Genomic DNA, 14,367 nt, shown 5'->3' with positions numbered 1-14,367 from the left:
GAAAGACAAAATTTAGAAAGCAGAAGCGGACACAGAAGGAATTCCGCCATTGAAGCATCTAGCAAACGCAAAAGGCGCCGTTGAACGGCGCCTTTGGAAAAAGGTGAGGCTAAGCCGTATAACCGGCAATTAACCCTCAAGCAGCCTTGGTGGCAATACCCTTATCGGTAAAAAGTGCCTGCAGCTCACTCGATTGGAACATTTCGCGCACGATATCGCAACCGCCGACGAATTCACCCTTCACATAAAGCTGAGGAATGGTTGGCCAGCTGGAATATTCCTTGATGCCCTGACGCAGGTCGTCCGAGGAAAGGACGTTGACGCCTTTGTAGTCCACGCCGAGATAGTCGAGGATCTGGACGACCTGACCGGAGAAACCGCACTGCGGGAAACCCGGCGTGCCCTTCATGAAAAGCACGACGTCGTTGGTCTTCACTTCATTGTCGATGAAATCGTTGATGCCGGTCATTTGCGGTCCTTTCCAAGCATAACCCCGAAAAGTTGCCTGACTTTTCGGACAGGATCATGCGCTAAACAAATACGTCGAGGCAAATTTCGACGCAAACTGGGAGGTCTTTCCCAATATAGTCATTTGAATGCTGGTAACCACCCTGTTTGGGCGAAAGCAAGTCAAATGCTTGAGAAATCCGTAACGAGGGGAGCTGCATCTTGCCGCAGCAGGATTTGCTCCCCTAAATTGGCCTTCCGTTATTCCGGTACGCTTGTCTGCAAAGCGAGTGCGTGAAGCACACCGCCCATATTGCCCTTCAGCGCATCATAGACCATCTGGTGCTGCTGCACACGGGACTTGCCACGGAAACTTTCCGCGACAACCTCGGCGGCATAATGGTCTCCGTCTCCGGCAAGGTCGCGGATCGTCACCTTTGCGTCGGGAATCCCCTCGCGTATCAGTTTTTCGATCTCATGTGCGTCCATAGCCATGCAAAATCTCCCGCCGTTTCCGGCATCTTCTTATCGTTTTATCGAATCGTAACGCACCATCGTGGAACGTCAACTGACATCTGTCTAACGCTTAAATAGCTGACAAGCAAACCGCCCGAACGGGGTTTCCATCCGGGCGGCAAAAGACGTTAACGATGCTAAACGAGGTCAGTTATCGCTGACCGGTTCGCCGCTCATAAAGCCGGGGAACCAGCCTTCAAAGGCGTCGGTCAGATCGGCAATGCTGACGTCGACCAGATCGCCAATCTTCAGGCGGTCGCCGCCAACTGTACCGAGCACGCGGAACGGAACACCCGCGCCTTCGGCATTGAGGGCTATGAGCTTTGCCATTTCCGCCGTAGCCGCGACGACATAGCGCGCCTGATCTTCGCCGAAAAGGACTGCGTGCGGCAGACCGTCGCCCGCATCGAGTTCTGCACCCTTGCCGGACTTGATCGCCATTTCTGCGACGGCAATCGCCAGACCGCCATCGGAGAGGTCATGGCAGGCCGTAACCTGGCCGTTGCGGATGGCCGAACGGACGAACTCGCCGTTACGCTTTTCAAGCGCAAGGTCGACTGTCGGGGCAGGACCATCGGCACGGTCGAACAGATCGCGCAGGTAAATGGACTGGCCGAGATGTGTGCCGTCGTCGCCAAGCAGAACCAGCGTGTCACCGTCCTGCATGCCGCCGATCTTGGCTGTTTGCGACCAATCCGGAATGAGGCCAACACCGGCAATGGTCGGGGTCGGTAAAATGGCTTGACCGTTGGTTTCGTTATAAAGCGAGACATTGCCCGAAACGATCGGGAAATCGAGCGCACGGCAGGCTTCACCGATGCCTTCGATGGCCTTGACGAGCTGGCCCATGATTTCCGGCTTTTCAGGATTGCCGAAGTTCAGGTTGTCGGTCGATGCCAGCGGCTCCGCGCCGGTCGCGGTGATGTTGCGCCAGCATTCGGCCACGGCCTGCTTGCCGCCTTCAAACGGGTCCGCTTCGCAATAACGCGGCGTCACGTCCGACGAGAAGGCGAGAGCCTTGGTTTCATGGCCTTCAACGCGGATCACACCGGCATCGCCGCCCGGAACCTGCAGCGAATTGCCCTGAATGAGCGTGTCGTACTGTTCATAGACCCAGCGACGGGACGAAAGGTCCGGCGAACCGATCAGCTTGAGAAGGGCTGCCGAATAGTCTTCCACCTGCGGCACATTGCTGGCAGGGAGCGGTGCGTGCTTGCCTGGCTCCATCCACGGACGATCATATTCCGGCGCTTCGTCGCCCAAATCCTTGATCGGCAGGTTGGCGACTTCTTCGCCCTGATGAATGACGCGGAAACGAAGATCGTCGGTCGTCTTGCCGACGATGGCGAAGTCGAGACCCCATTTGCGGAAAATGGCCTGCGCTTCGGCTTCCTTTTCAGGCTTCAGAACCATGAGCATGCGCTCCTGGCTTTCCGAAAGCATCATTTCATAGGCCGTCATGTTCTCTTCGCGGACGGGAACATGGTCGAGAATGAGTTCAATGCCGAGGTCGCCCTTGGCGCCCATTTCGACAGCCGAACAGGTAAGACCGGCGGCCCCCATATCCTGAATGGCAATGACCGCACCGGAGGCCATCAGCTCAAGACAGGCTTCGAGCAGGCACTTTTCGGTAAATGGATCGCCGACCTGAACGGTAGGGCGCTTTTCTTCAATCGACTCGTCGAATTCAGCGGATGCCATGGTCGCGCCGCCGACACCGTCGCGGCCCGTCTTGGCACCCAGATAGACGACCGGCAGGCCGACGCCCTTGGCTTCCGACAGGAAGATTCCGTCGTGCTTGGCAAGACCGGCAGCAAATGCATTGACGAGGATATTGCCGTTATAGCGCTTGTCGAAGTTCACTTCGCCGCCAACGGTCGGCACGCCAAAGGCATTGCCATAGCCGCCGACGCCGGAAACGACGCCGGAGACAAGGTGACGGGTCTTCGGATGATCGGGTTCGCCAAAGCGGAGCGCATTCATCGCCGCAACGGGACGCGCGCCCATGGTGAACACGTCGCGCAGAATGCCGCCAACGCCGGTCGCTGCACCCTGATAGGGTTCGATGTAGGATGGGTGATTATGGCTTTCCATCTTGAAGACGACGCAATCGCCATCACCGATGTCCACTACGCCTGCATTTTCGCCGGGGCCCTGAATAACACGCGGTCCGGTTGTCGGAAGCGTGCGAAGCCATTTCTTGGAAGACTTGTAGGAGCAGTGCTCGTTCCACATGGCTGAGAAAATCCCAAGCTCTGTGAAGGTGGGCTCGCGTCCGATTAGCTCAAGAATGCGCTGATACTCGTCCGGCTTGAGGCCATGGGATTCGATGAGTTCCGGCGTGATGTCGCGCTTATTGGAAATAGTCATGGAAATGGGCAACCCCGTCGCAGGCTGTGGCACCCGAAAACCTTCCGCCGAAGGCTGGGCATCTAAGGTTTCAAGGGGCCTCTTTAACCTAACTCTGTTGGAAGTGCGACAGGAAAATACCGCTTTCCCGGCCTCAATCCTATATCAATAACGATAAAAAGAGACCAAGCCCGTCAGACACTCCCTTCATATCCCGCCTGTTCGTTTTCAAGCAGGCGACGGAGCGTCAGAAAACAGTTTTCGACGACACTGCGATCAGCCGGAGACGAGAAGGCAACGCGGACCCTGTGATAAATCTGATCGACGCGTCCAGCCTTGAACTCGTCCTCGTCATCGATCAGGATTCCACTTTCATAGGCGGCCGCCTTGAACGTGCCTGAAAGCCAGGGCTCGGGCAGTCCCATCCACAGGAACGGAACAGATGGTTTCGATACGAAGTCGAACCCGTCGAAGATTTCCCTTGCCATTTTTTCGCGAATAACCGTTTCCTCGCGGCATTTACTGTGAATGGCGTCTGCCTCGCCGGACAACACAAGCTGGGCACCGGTTTCGGCGAGCAGGAATGCCGCACCGCCCGTGACCATCTTGTGCGTTACCTTCACCCTTTGCGCGCAATGCGCGGGGCAGGCGACCCAGCCGCTGCGTATGCCTGCCGCAACGGCTTTCGACAGGCCGGAGACGACAAATGTGCGTTCAGGCGCAAAATTTGCCAATGGCGGTATCTGGCTGTCACACATGACGCCATAGATATCGTCTTCAATAAGCCAGACATTGTAACGCCTTGCGATGTCAGCGATTGCGCGACGCCGTTCTTCAGGCATGACGGATAATGTCGGATTGTGCAGCGTTGGCATCAAAAAGGCGAGGGTGGGATGCTGCTGGCGGCAGGCCCGTTCGAATTCTTCCGGGATCAGACCATATTCATCCAGACCGGCCTGAATGGTACGGCGCCCGAGAAGGCGCACGGAGCGGCTGATCTGCGCATAGGTCAGATTCTCGAACAGGATGCGATCGCCCGGATTCGTGAAGGCTGTGATGATTGCTATGCTCGCAGCCTGCGCACCATTGGTGACGACAATGTTGTCGAGATCTGGCCGCCAGCCTGCGCGCGAAAGCCATTTTTGCCCTGCTTCCAGCCAGTGCTGCGGAAAATAACGCGAATAGCTCGCAATATCCTGCGGAAAATCCCGATGAATTTCGGCGTTGATTTTGGCCAGAACTTCGTGCTGGCCGACATCCGGCGCTGCCGTGGTGTCGAAACGTATTTTTCCCGAGGGAACATCGGCAGGCTTTGTGCCAGCGATACCGGAGGCGGTAAGCGCGTTGTCTGCAGGTTCTTCGCCCAGAACATAGGTTCCGCGACCGACTTCACCTGTCACTAGGCCACGCTCATGGGCCAGGGCATAGGCTCGGCCGATTGTGCCGATTGTCACCTTCAAGTCGAACGCCAGATTGCGTTGTGGCGGAAGCTTGGCGCCCGCTGGCAATCCGCCATTCCCGATAGCCTCTTCGATGGCATCGGCAAGCTGCAGGTAAAACGGGCCGGATTTGCCGGCAAGGTCTGGAATCCAATTTGTCATGGTGACAACTTATAAATTGTACCTATTGCCAAGTCAATTATAGAGTCAATTCGTCGCTGCTTGGTGACAATGCAGACATCGAGCCAAACATACGGTTTGCCTCGACTGCTTCCCAGCTCCCAACTGGCCCAACTGGCAATGAAATGGACCGAACCAATGTTCTACTTCAGACCGCAGACCGAGACAATAGATACAATTCTTCCTGTGCCCGTAGCAGATAGCATTACGGACTTGCCAAAAGGATTACAGGTCAATCTGACAACGGCCTCCCAGCCACAAGTCGGATATATAAGCCGTTTTATAGACTGGGTGTCTTATCGAATGATGCTGCGACGTAGCCGGATCGCCTTGGGGGAGCTGACAGACGATCAGTTGCGCGACATTGGGCTGCAGCGCGATGAGGCTGAGCGTGAAGCACGCAAGGTGCGTTTTCATCTGCGTTAAACCATATCGCGGAAAACTGGCCTCCACTTTTCCGCGATATGCTCTGGTTTTACTGGCAACCGCTCTGGCCCGAAGACCAGCGGTTGACGTCGGCGGCGATGCGTCCGCCACGGCTTTCCTGCATCATGGGTCCGAAGGCCTCGACGCGAGCCGGATTGCCTTGCGCCTGCACCACAAGCAGCGGACGGGATGCCGGATTGCGGGCAGGCACGACCAGAATGCGCGGACGTCCGGTAAAGGAATTCAGTTCCGGCGCAAGCGAGTAACCGCGGAAATCCTTGTCCTTGGATTTGAACCAGCAGCTATTTGCTGCCAGCGCAATGCGTTCCATTGTTGGCAGCGCCGCCTTGCTGGCATCGACGGCGATGGGCCCCGTGGGCTTGCTGGAAGTGCAGGCTGCAAGCAATGCAATGGCCGGGAGGGCCAGAAGAGCGAAAGTCTTGGTCTTCAAGGAGGGGCTCCGATAGTGCGTGCCTTCAAAAAGGCACGCATGAGGTGTGGGCGGGGGTAAGTAATGTCAGGCGAGTTGTGGCATGAAAGCCTTCAGTCCGTCGCTCATCTCGTTCCAGATGCGCTCAAAAACCGGATGCTGTTTTGCCTTGGCGGCATATGCATCGAATTTCGGGAACTCGTCCAGCAAATCCGCTTTGCCAGAGAGCTTCTTCAACGGTTCCATCAGAAAACGCACCGGCAGGAGCCAGCAATCCGCAAGGGTTGGTTCGTCTCCCGTGGCATAAGCCATGTCCGAAAGACGGCTTTCGACCACTTTCAGGCCGGTATGCATCTTCTCGAACAGGCGCTCGATGCTGGCATTGTCGCGCTCGGGCTTGCTCAGCAGCACAAACAGCTTCATGGCAGGGCCGAGCACTTCCAGTTCTGTTATACGGGCCAGCAGTCGTGCGAGTGCGCGCTCGCGCGGCGTGCCAGGCAGTACAGATACTTCCGGAAAATGATCTTCAAGATATTCGGCGATCACCGCTCCCTCGAACAGCGTCTCGCCGGAACTGGTAATCAGTACCGGCACGCGGCGGAGCGGTGTGACATTGCCGAAATCGGCCGGAAACGGGTAGGGCAGGTTCATCGGCTTGAATTGCAGGTCCTTCAGGTAAAGAACCCCGCGTACAAAGGCCGAGTAAGGGGAAAGAGGGCGTGAATAAAGCTGCATGAATGAAGTTCCCCTGATTCGTTATCGCTAAAATGTGCGAGGCATTTCCAGCAAAAATGTGAACGCTCTTGCTTGGAAAGCGCGTGAAACAAATATGGGGCGATCCCGACGTTTCTCTTCGGCATCGGCCCGAAAATCGGAATCGATTTTCGGAAAGCACGATGCGCCGATTCAATAGATTAGAGCGTCTTTTGTATGTCCCTAAGAACGCACGACGCTCCAAGCCGGAACCCTCCCTAAGCCAAGCTGCCATGAAAATAGATGCTTTGCCAGTGCAGTTTTGCGGCGAAACAAGACAACAAAAAAGGCGGCTCGATTGAAGCCGCCCTTTCCGTTTATCTTTTTGCCAGCTTAAGCGGCGATGCCAAGCGCGCCTGCGAAAAGCGCCCGACCGTCATCGCCGCCATGTGCGGATTCGATCAGGTTTTCTGGATGCGGCATCATGCCAAGCACATTGCCGCGTGCACTGACGATACCGGCGATGTCGTTGACCGATCCGTTCGGATTGGTGCCTTCGGCATAGCGGAACACAACCTGGCCTTCACCTTCGAGACGCTTCAGCGTTTCGGCATCGGCGAAATAATTGCCGTCATGATGCGCGACCGGGCAGCGGATGATCTGGCCCGGTTTGTAGCCGCGCGTGAACGACGTGTTGGCGTTGGTCACTTCGAGCTTCACTTCGCGGCAGACGAACTTCAGCGAAGCATTGCGCATCAATGCGCCCGGCAGAAGTCCGGCTTCGACGAGTATCTGGAAACCGTTGCAAACGCCCATGACCATGACGCCTTTGTCGGCCTTCTCGCGAACGGCCTGCATCACCGGCATACGGGCTGCAATCGCACCGCAGCGCAGATAGTCGCCATAGGAGAAGCCGCCCGGAATCAGGATCAGGTCCACATCGTCGGGAATGCTCGTATCGGTCTGCCAGACGGTCACCGGCGCCTGACCGGTGATCTTGGTGAGTGCTGCGATCATGTCGCGATCACGATTGAGACCGGGAAGGAGAATGACTGCGGATTTCATGGCGTCTGCTTCCTTTGCTGGGCTCAGGCGATGGCGATGGAATAGTCTTCGATCACCGTATTGGCGAGCAGCTTTTCGCACATGGCCTTAAGGTCGGCTTCAGCCTTGCTCTTGTCGGAGCCATTCAGTTCGAGGTCGAAAACCTTGCCCTGGCGTGCGGAGTTGACGCCGTCGAAACCGAGGCTTCCGAGCGCGCCGACGATTGCCTTGCCTTGCGGGTCGAGAACGCCGTTTTTCAGTGTAACGGTGACGCGTGCCTTGATCACTCTGTAGTTCCTGCAGTTTTAGAACGAATGAAACAGCCCGGAAGGCTTAATTTGGCATGATCCCGAAAACCGGTTCCCACTTTTCGGGATCATGCCCTTCCGGGCTGGGCGGATCATTTTACTTTACAAGCGTAGGGCCAGCCGGACGGGGCGTATCGTTCTCGTTCATGATGCCGAGACGGCGAGCCACTTCCTGGTAGGCCTCGACCAGTCCGCCCATGTCGCGGCGGAAACGGTCCTTATCAAGCTTGTCATTGGTGTTGAGATCCCAAAGGCGTGCCGAATCTGGAGAGATTTCGTCGGCGACGACGATGCGCATCATGTCTCCTTCCCACAGGCGTCCGCATTCCATCTTGAAATCGACAAGCTGGATGCCGATGCCGAGGAACAGGCCGGTCAGGAAGTCGTTGACGCGAATGGCGAGCGCCATGATGTCGTCGATTTCCGGCGGGCTTGCCCAACCGAAAGCCGTGATATGCTCTTCGGTGACCATAGGGTCGTCGAGTGCGTCAGCCTTGTAATAGAACTCGATGATCGAGCGCGGCAGGACGGTGCCTTCTTCAAGGCCAAGACGCTTGGCCAGCGAACCGGCAGCGACATTGCGCACAACCACTTCAAGCGGAATGATTTCCACTTCCTTGATCAGCTGCTCACGCATGTTGAGGCGGCGGATAAAGTGCGTTGGAATGCCAATGCGGTTGAGCTGGGTAAAAATATGCTCGGAAATGCGGTTGTTCAGCACGCCTTTTCCGTCGATGACTTCATGCTTCTTTGCATTGAAAGCGGTTGCATCATCTTTGAAAAATTGGACGAGCGTACCGGGTTCAGGGCCTTCATAAAGAATCTTGGCCTTGCCCTCGTAAATACGGCGGCGACGGTTCATGGCTTTTCTCGGATTTCCATATTTATGGTGATCGGCTCTAAGCCGCTATTCTCGCGGGCTACCTATAGCAATTGTGGGCTTTTAACAATCCTGCTTTGTGCCCGTTCCCCCGTTTTCGCTGTTTCTGATGCAAGTTTATGCATGAGTCGCAAGAAAGTAGTCTTTAGCACTTGTATAATCTTGCGCCCCTTGCCAGCTTTAGGCAAGAGAACGGATGACGTTCTCTTCTAACTTGTAGGTCTGGGAGCTTTATGAATGACCACTGGCATGGATGATCGCCGCGACGCTTTTGAAAAGAAATTCGCGCTTGATGCGGAACTGCGCTTCAAGGCAGAGGCACGCCGCAACAAGCTTCTGGGACTCTGGGCTGCTGACCAGCTTGGCAAGAAGGATGCGGACGCTGAAGCCTATGCCAAGGAAGTCGTTGCGGCTGACTTCGAGGAAGCCGGCGATGAGGACGTCTTCCGCAAAATTCGCGCTGATTTCGATGCTGCAGGCGTAAGCCTTGCAGACGAAGCAATCCGCGAAAAGATGTTCGCGTTCCTCGAGGAAGCCGTTCGTCAGGTGAAGCAGGATTGATGAATAATTCAGGGCGGACGTGCCGCTGGCGTTTCCGCCCTGAACTTATGAAATGAAGGAAATTCGAATGTCGTTGTCGTCGCGCCTTCGCGCCGGGGAAACAGTGCTTTCCGCATGGTCTTCCCTTCCTGAGCCCCTGACGGTCGAAATTCTCGCCCATAGCGCCTTCGATGCCGTAACGCTCGACATGCAGCACGGCGGTCATGACGAGGCGAGTGTTCTTCGCTCTCTCGGTCTCATCCTGAATGCTGGAAAGCCGCCGGTCGTGCGCGTTCCTGTCGGTCGCTTCGACATGGCGAGCCGTGCGCTCGATTTTGGCGCGCAGGCGGTCATCGCTCCGATGATCAATTCCGTTGAGGACGCCCGTAAGTTTGCAGCCGCCATGAAATATCCGCCGGTGGGCGAACGCTCATGGGGTGTGTTCCGAGCAAATTCTGATTATGGTACGTTGGGTTCCAACGACTATCTGACGACTGCAAATCACGACACGCTTGCCTTCGCGATGATCGAAACGCGCGATGCCTATGATGCGCTGGATGCCATTCTGGACGTTCGCGGGATAGATGGCGTTTTCGTGGGGCCAGCGGATTTCTCCATTGCATGGAGCAATGGGCGTGAGGCCAATCCGAATTCGGATGCGATTGTGGAACCTATTGGCAATATTGCCCGCAAGGCCGCTGCGGCAGGAAAAATCGCAGGCATCTATTCGCCGTCGCCGGAGTTTGCGCGTCGCTATATTCCGCTTGGTTTCCGCTTCCTGACACTCAGCAATGAGGGTGGTTATATCCGGCTTGCAGCGGAAACGCTGACGAAAGCGGTTCGCGATTAATTCCGCCGTAAAACGCGAATAAGAAAAGGCGGGCTCGTGGCCCGCCTTTTTATTTTCTTACTACAGGTTCATCGGAATATTTGGACCCAAGCAATTGCAGCTGGAAGCCCGATGAACGGAACGATAAGTTGGCATCAGCTGCTAGCAACGCGATTTCATCACAAGCTATTATCCGAACGCTCACTCGAGGGGTTGGAATGTCTGAACTCGATGATCTTCTCCGTCAGAAAGCGGAAATCGAAGCACGTATTCTGGAAGTTAGGGGCCAAGAGATAGACCGGAAGAAACTGGAATTCGCAAACCTTGCTTATCAGTTGAGGGAGTTGAACGCCCTCCCTAAAGTTATTGCGAATGCTTTCACTGACAAAGCCAACACGTTCAATTCCTTCCGCGTAATGAAGGTGAAGAAAAACTAGCTTGTCGGTTTTTTCACAATGGACCTCAAGTATCTATCGCGAAATGCCGCCTCGGCGGAACGTGCACGTTCAAGGATAATGCGCTCGGGGTTCACGATCAGTGGGCATCGATTATGGACTGTTGACGAAGACCGCGTGTGCCAGATTTTCTATCCTGACTATTTTGCAATTTGCCAGGTTCTCGACACCCGATCGAGAAAAGCAATACAGGCACGTTGTCAGAAATTAGGTCTTGTTCCCAAGAAATTGCGTTGGGGATGGTCGGCAAAACAAAGACTGCGGAAACTCTATCCAGAAGCAAGCCGGGAAGAAATATGTAACGCTTTTCCTGGCATAGACTGGTCTAAAATCCAATCGGCAGCGCGTTACTATAATTATCGACGGAAGAAGAAACCCTACAAGGTTACCGGCGTTCTCTCACTCGATCAGTGTAGGAGTCGGTGTTACGAAATAAATTGGATTATGCGGGATTTGGATGACGAGGCTGGCACCGGCCGATATTTTCAAACGCGCGGTTATCGCTGCAACTATCCAAACTTCAAGGCCATTAGCCGTGGGGTGCGAGCTTTGGGCGGCCGATTGGAAGTACGATGGGAAGAATGGTAACAGGTCCTACCATTCCAGTTTCCCTTCCGATTAATGATGTTTGGGTGCCTGCAACTGCGTCATGAACTCGGCGAATACCATCGAGCCTTCCGGCCATGGTCCGTGGCCGGATTCCGAGTTGATATGACCAGATTCACCTGCATCAATCAGCATTGCGCCCCAATCCTTGACCACATCCTCTGCAGCTTCGAAGCTGGAGAAAGGATCGTTGCGGCTGACAACGGTGATTGCCGGGAACGGCAGGCGTTCGCGCGGATAGGGGCCGAACGTCATCAAGTGCTTGGGACGGATCTTGTCGTTTGAAACATCCGGGGGCGCCACGAAGAAGGCTCCAGCCACCTTGTGCTGAAACTGCGGCAACGCATGAACTGCAGCTGCGACGCCGAGCGAATGCGCGACCAGAACAATCGGTTTGGTTGCGGCATGGGCGGCCTTTACGACTTCACCGATCCAGTCTTCGCGAACTGGCTTGCTCCACTCGGCCTGCTGTACGCGCCGCGCCGTCGAGAGCTTGCTCTCCCAACGGGTCTGCCAGTGATCGGGGCCGGAATTGGTATAGCCGGGGATGATGAGGATATCTGCGTCTTTGACTTTCATGGCTTCCCATTTAGAGAGGCTTTGTAACTTCTTCAAGCCGTGCTTGTTGTATGCTTTGCAAAGAAGGCATGCGAATGATGAACAGCCTGTTCGCTGATCGCGATCTTGTGAAACACGCCCCAAATGGCGATGTTTAGGCAAGATTTGAAACGCGGCGGAGAATGACATGGCAATCAGCAGACGTAAGATCCTCGGCGCTGCCGGGACTGCTGCAATAGCCAACATTCTTCCTGTTCGTGCAGAAATGCCGTCGAAGGAGGGCGACATGACACAGCATTTGAGAGCAACCACGATCGAAACCGAACGCCCGGTTGCTCCGCTTCCATTCGCAATGACCACGCCTATGCGTGTGGCCCGCGTTGGCCTGAGGGCACGCGATGCCGAAACATTGGCTGAATATTATCGCGACGTCGTCGGCTTGCGCGAGATGGCCCGCCGTGGCGCGTCGATTGTACTCGGTGCCGGCGACCGCGAATTGATGGAAATTGAGCAGTTCTCGGCTGCCAAACCGGACGATCCGCGCAGCGCCGGTCTGTATCACACCGCATTCCTGCTGCCGACCCGTGGCGATCTCGCACGCTGGTCGCGCCGCGCCATCGACAAGCAATTGCCGGTCAGCGGTGCATCGGATCACAAGGTAAGTGAAGCGATCTATCTGACCGACCCCGAGGGTAACGGCATCGAAATCTATTCAGACCGTCCGAACAATGAGTGGCAATGGAATGGCGACCGCGTTGCCATGAGCACTGATCCGCTCGATGTCGGAAATCTGCTCGATGTCATCAAGCGCGAGGGTGGAGAATGGGACGGCGCACCGCAGAACACTGTGGTTGGTCACGTCCATCTGCGCGTCGGCAATGCCCATGAAGCCGAAACCTTCTGGCACAATGAACTCGGCCTCGAAACCGTTCAGACCTATGGTGACCGGGCGGTGTTCATGTCCACCGGGCGCTACCATCACCATATCGCTGCCAATGCCTGGCAGAGTGCCGGTGCGGGCAAGCGCGACGAGGACCGGACCGGCCTTGGCTGGGTTGAGCTGGAAGACACGCGTGGCGGCAACAATAGCACCTTCGTGGACCCATGGGGCAACGTGGTCAACACGATCAAGACCAAGGCGTAAACCAGCCCATCTCCGGAATATAAAAAAGCCCCATGTTTTCATAAGCATGGGGCTTTTTCGGATTCAAATTATGAACCAATTAAAAGGGGGGGCGCAGATTTTGGTTATGACGTGCCGAAAATCGTGGCTTGCGAGAACCGGAGCGCAGCGTACCTGAGGTACGTGAGCACCGGAAGCGCAGTAAGACGCGATTTGCAGGCCGTCAGAGCCGAAATCTCAACCAAAGACACGCTTGAAAATCGTGTCTACATGCTTGGTGTGATAGCCGAGGTCGAACTTTTCGCGAATTTGGTCTTCGGAAAGAGCCGCGCGCACTTCGGCGTCGGCCAGCAGTTCCTCAAGGAAATCGGCGCCCTGTTCCCAGACCTTCATGGCATTGCGCTGCACCAGACGATAAGCGTCTTCACGCGACACGCCTGCCTGCGTCAGCGCCAGAAGTACACGCTGGGAGTGCACCAGACCACGGAACTTGTTCATGTTTTTCAGCATGTTGTCCGGGTAGATGACCAGCTTTTCGATCACGCCAGCAAGACGGTTGAGCGCAAAGTCGAGCGTGATGGTGGTGTCCGGGCCAATCGCGCGTTCGACGCTGGAATGCGAAATATCACGTTCGTGCCAGAGAGCCACGTTTTCCATCGCGGGCGTTACCGACATGCGCACCAGACGGGCGAGGCCAGTCAGGTTTTCGGTCAGAACGGGGTTGCGCTTGTGCGGCATGGCCGACGAGCCTTTCTGGCCCGGCGAGAAGAATTCTTCGGCTTCCAGAACTTCCGTGCGCTGCATATGGCGGATTTCGATGGCGATATTTTCCATCGAAGAGGCAATAACGCCGAGCGTTGCAAAGAACATTGCATGGCGGTCGCGCGGGATCACCTGCGTCGAAACCGGCTCTGCTTCGAGGCCGAGCTTGGCGCAGACATATTCTTCCACACGTGGGTCGATATTGGCGAACGTGCCAACTGCACCGGAAATAGCGCCGGTCGCGATTTCCTCGCGCGCCGCAACGAGGCGGGCACGGCCACGCGCCATCTCGGCATAGAAGCGCGCAAAGGTGAGGCCCATCGTCGTCGGTTCGGCATGGATGCCGTGGCTGCGGCCGATACGCACCGTGTCCTTGTGTTCAAAAGCACGCTTCTTTAGGGCTTCCAGAACGCGGTCCATGTCGGCAAGGAGCAGATCGGCTGCGCGTACGAGCTGAACGTTGAGCGTGGTGTCGAGCACGTCCGATGAGGTCATGCCCTGATGCACGAAGCGGCTGTCCGGGCCGATGAATTCGGCCAGATGCGTCAGGAAGGCAATGACGTCATGCTTCGTGACGGCCTCGATTTCGTCGATACGGGCGACGTCGAACTTTGCCACGCTACCCTTTTCCCAGATGGTCTTTGCCGCTTCCTTCGGGATGACGCCGAGTTGCGCAAGCGCCTCGCAGGCATAGGCTTCGATTTCGAACCAGATGCGAAACTTCGTTTCGGGCGACCAGATGGCGACCATTTCAGGCCGGGAATAGCGCGGGATCATGGGTG

Annotated in this window: 16 protein-coding genes; 5 read left to right on the top strand and 11 right to left on the bottom strand. The window is 56.0% G+C overall.

Translation table 11 applies throughout. The features are described 5' to 3' along the window. Positions 1–136: 136 nt before the first annotated feature. The 4 genes from grxD to MKS82_RS04630 form a co-directional block, all read right to left on the bottom strand. Entirely contained in the window at positions 137–469 is a 333-nt protein-coding gene (gene grxD / locus MKS82_RS04645; RefSeq protein WP_109987636.1) for a Grx4 family monothiol glutaredoxin, read from the bottom strand. A gap of 239 nt (positions 470–708) precedes the next feature. Continuing rightward, positions 709–942, bottom strand: coding sequence for a BolA/IbaG family iron-sulfur metabolism protein (locus tag MKS82_RS04640; protein WP_006466620.1), 234 nt, complete (start codon positions 940–942; stop codon positions 709–711). Positions 943–1,110: 168 nt separating this feature from the next. Beyond that, on the bottom strand, positions 1,111–3,333 hold the full coding sequence (purL, locus tag MKS82_RS04635; RefSeq protein ID WP_240578386.1) for a phosphoribosylformylglycinamidine synthase subunit PurL: 2,223 nt from the start codon (positions 3,331–3,333) through the stop codon (positions 1,111–1,113). A 173-nt stretch (positions 3,334–3,506) separates the two neighbouring features. Beyond that, complete coding sequence (locus tag MKS82_RS04630) at positions 3,507–4,913, bottom strand: aminotransferase-like domain-containing protein (RefSeq protein ID WP_109987638.1); 1,407 nt, start codon at positions 4,911–4,913, stop codon at positions 3,507–3,509. 69 nt (positions 4,914–4,982) lie between these two features. Here MKS82_RS04630 and MKS82_RS29505 point away from each other — a divergent pair, with 69 nt between their 5' ends. Continuing rightward, entirely contained in the window at positions 4,983–5,357 is a 375-nt protein-coding gene (locus tag MKS82_RS29505; protein WP_445558056.1) for a DUF1127 domain-containing protein, read from the top strand. A gap of 49 nt (positions 5,358–5,406) precedes the next feature. Here MKS82_RS29505 and MKS82_RS04620 read toward each other — a convergent pair whose 3' ends face one another. The 5 genes from MKS82_RS04620 to purC all read right to left on the bottom strand — a co-directional run bounded on the left by MKS82_RS04620 (position 5,407) and on the right by purC (position 8,694). Next, on the bottom strand, positions 5,407–5,808 hold the full coding sequence (locus tag MKS82_RS04620) for a hypothetical protein (protein WP_240578384.1): 402 nt from the start codon (positions 5,806–5,808) through the stop codon (positions 5,407–5,409). A 66-nt stretch (positions 5,809–5,874) separates the two neighbouring features. Then, positions 5,875–6,522, bottom strand: a complete 648-nt coding sequence (locus MKS82_RS04615) for a glutathione S-transferase family protein (protein ID WP_240578383.1) — start codon at positions 6,520–6,522, stop codon at positions 5,875–5,877. Between the two features lie 351 nt (positions 6,523–6,873). Further along, positions 6,874–7,545: a phosphoribosylformylglycinamidine synthase subunit PurQ gene (gene purQ, locus MKS82_RS04610; RefSeq protein ID WP_109987641.1), complete on the bottom strand. Its 672-nt coding sequence runs from the start codon at positions 7,543–7,545 to the stop codon at positions 6,874–6,876. A gap of 23 nt (positions 7,546–7,568) precedes the next feature. Further along, positions 7,569–7,811 (bottom strand): phosphoribosylformylglycinamidine synthase subunit PurS, encoded by a 243-nt coding sequence (purS, locus tag MKS82_RS04605; RefSeq protein WP_061345423.1) that lies wholly within the window; start codon positions 7,809–7,811, stop codon positions 7,569–7,571. Positions 7,812–7,929: 118 nt separating this feature from the next. After that, positions 7,930–8,694, bottom strand: a complete 765-nt coding sequence (gene purC, locus MKS82_RS04600; RefSeq protein WP_109987642.1) for a phosphoribosylaminoimidazolesuccinocarboxamide synthase — start codon at positions 8,692–8,694, stop codon at positions 7,930–7,932. 255 nt (positions 8,695–8,949) lie between these two features. Between purC and MKS82_RS04595 the strand changes: the two genes are divergently transcribed. The 3 genes from MKS82_RS04595 to MKS82_RS04585 all read left to right on the top strand — a co-directional run bounded on the left by MKS82_RS04595 (position 8,950) and on the right by MKS82_RS04585 (position 10,518). Beyond that, positions 8,950–9,273: a DUF1476 domain-containing protein gene (locus tag MKS82_RS04595; protein ID WP_240578382.1), complete on the top strand. Its 324-nt coding sequence runs from the start codon at positions 8,950–8,952 to the stop codon at positions 9,271–9,273. Between the two features lie 61 nt (positions 9,274–9,334). Next, a complete protein-coding gene (locus tag MKS82_RS04590) occupies positions 9,335–10,102 on the top strand; it encodes an HpcH/HpaI aldolase family protein (protein WP_240578652.1) in 768 nt (255 codons plus the stop codon). Positions 10,103–10,299: 197 nt separating this feature from the next. Further along, positions 10,300–10,518 carry a hypothetical protein gene (locus MKS82_RS04585; protein WP_240578381.1) on the top strand — a complete coding sequence of 73 codons (219 nt, stop codon included), beginning with the start codon at positions 10,300–10,302 and terminating at the stop codon, positions 10,516–10,518. Positions 10,519–11,154: 636 nt separating this feature from the next. On the opposite strand, the gene MKS82_RS04580 is transcribed toward MKS82_RS04585, so the two are convergent. After that, on the bottom strand, positions 11,155–11,721 hold the full coding sequence (locus tag MKS82_RS04580; protein ID WP_109987645.1) for an alpha/beta hydrolase: 567 nt from the start codon (positions 11,719–11,721) through the stop codon (positions 11,155–11,157). Positions 11,722–11,887: 166 nt separating this feature from the next. On the opposite strand from MKS82_RS04580, the gene MKS82_RS04575 reads away from it, so the two are divergent. After that, entirely contained in the window at positions 11,888–12,844 is a 957-nt protein-coding gene (locus MKS82_RS04575; RefSeq protein WP_445558055.1) for a VOC family protein, read from the top strand. A 216-nt stretch (positions 12,845–13,060) separates the two neighbouring features. Here the strand turns inward: MKS82_RS04575 and purB are convergent, their stop codons facing one another. Next, positions 13,061–14,362 (bottom strand): adenylosuccinate lyase, encoded by a 1,302-nt coding sequence (gene purB / locus MKS82_RS04570; protein ID WP_109987646.1) that lies wholly within the window; start codon positions 14,360–14,362, stop codon positions 13,061–13,063. Between the last annotated feature and the right edge of the window lie 5 nt (positions 14,363–14,367).

It is taken from the genome of Ochrobactrum sp. A-1 (assembly GCF_022488005.1).
Lineage (GTDB): Bacteria > Pseudomonadota > Alphaproteobacteria > Rhizobiales > Rhizobiaceae > Brucella.
The sequence above is the reverse complement of the archived record's forward strand: the minus strand, read 5'-3'. Positions and strand labels throughout refer to the sequence as shown.

Excerpts from the sequence above, each read along its gene's own strand:
- MKS82_RS04640 (WP_006466620.1), bottom strand. The coding sequence starts at position 942 with ATGGCTATGGACGCACATGAGATCGAAAAACTGATACGCGAGGGGATT.
- MKS82_RS04580 (WP_109987645.1), bottom strand. The coding sequence starts at position 11,721 with ATGAAAGTCAAAGACGCAGATATCCTCATCATCCCCGGCTATACCAAT.
- purL (WP_240578386.1), bottom strand. The coding sequence starts at position 3,333 with ATGACTATTTCCAATAAGCGCGACATCACGCCGGAACTCATCGAATCC.
- purC (WP_109987642.1), bottom strand. The coding sequence starts at position 8,694 with ATGAACCGTCGCCGCCGTATTTACGAGGGCAAGGCCAAGATTCTTTAT.
- MKS82_RS04595 (WP_240578382.1), top strand. The coding sequence starts at position 8,950 with ATGACCACTGGCATGGATGATCGCCGCGACGCTTTTGAAAAGAAATTC.
- MKS82_RS04585 (WP_240578381.1), top strand. The coding sequence starts at position 10,300 with ATGTCTGAACTCGATGATCTTCTCCGTCAGAAAGCGGAAATCGAAGCA.
- purB (WP_109987646.1), bottom strand. The coding sequence starts at position 14,362 with ATGATCCCGCGCTATTCCCGGCCTGAAATGGTCGCCATCTGGTCGCCC.
- MKS82_RS29505 (WP_445558056.1), top strand. The coding sequence starts at position 4,983 with ATGCAGACATCGAGCCAAACATACGGTTTGCCTCGACTGCTTCCCAGC.
- MKS82_RS04615 (WP_240578383.1), bottom strand. The coding sequence starts at position 6,522 with ATGCAGCTTTATTCACGCCCTCTTTCCCCTTACTCGGCCTTTGTACGC.
- MKS82_RS04575 (WP_445558055.1), top strand. The coding sequence starts at position 11,888 with ATGGCAATCAGCAGACGTAAGATCCTCGGCGCTGCCGGGACTGCTGCA.
- MKS82_RS04630 (WP_109987638.1), bottom strand. The coding sequence starts at position 4,913 with ATGACAAATTGGATTCCAGACCTTGCCGGCAAATCCGGCCCGTTTTAC.
- grxD (WP_109987636.1), bottom strand. The coding sequence starts at position 469 with ATGACCGGCATCAACGATTTCATCGACAATGAAGTGAAGACCAACGAC.
- purQ (WP_109987641.1), bottom strand. The coding sequence starts at position 7,545 with ATGAAATCCGCAGTCATTCTCCTTCCCGGTCTCAATCGTGATCGCGAC.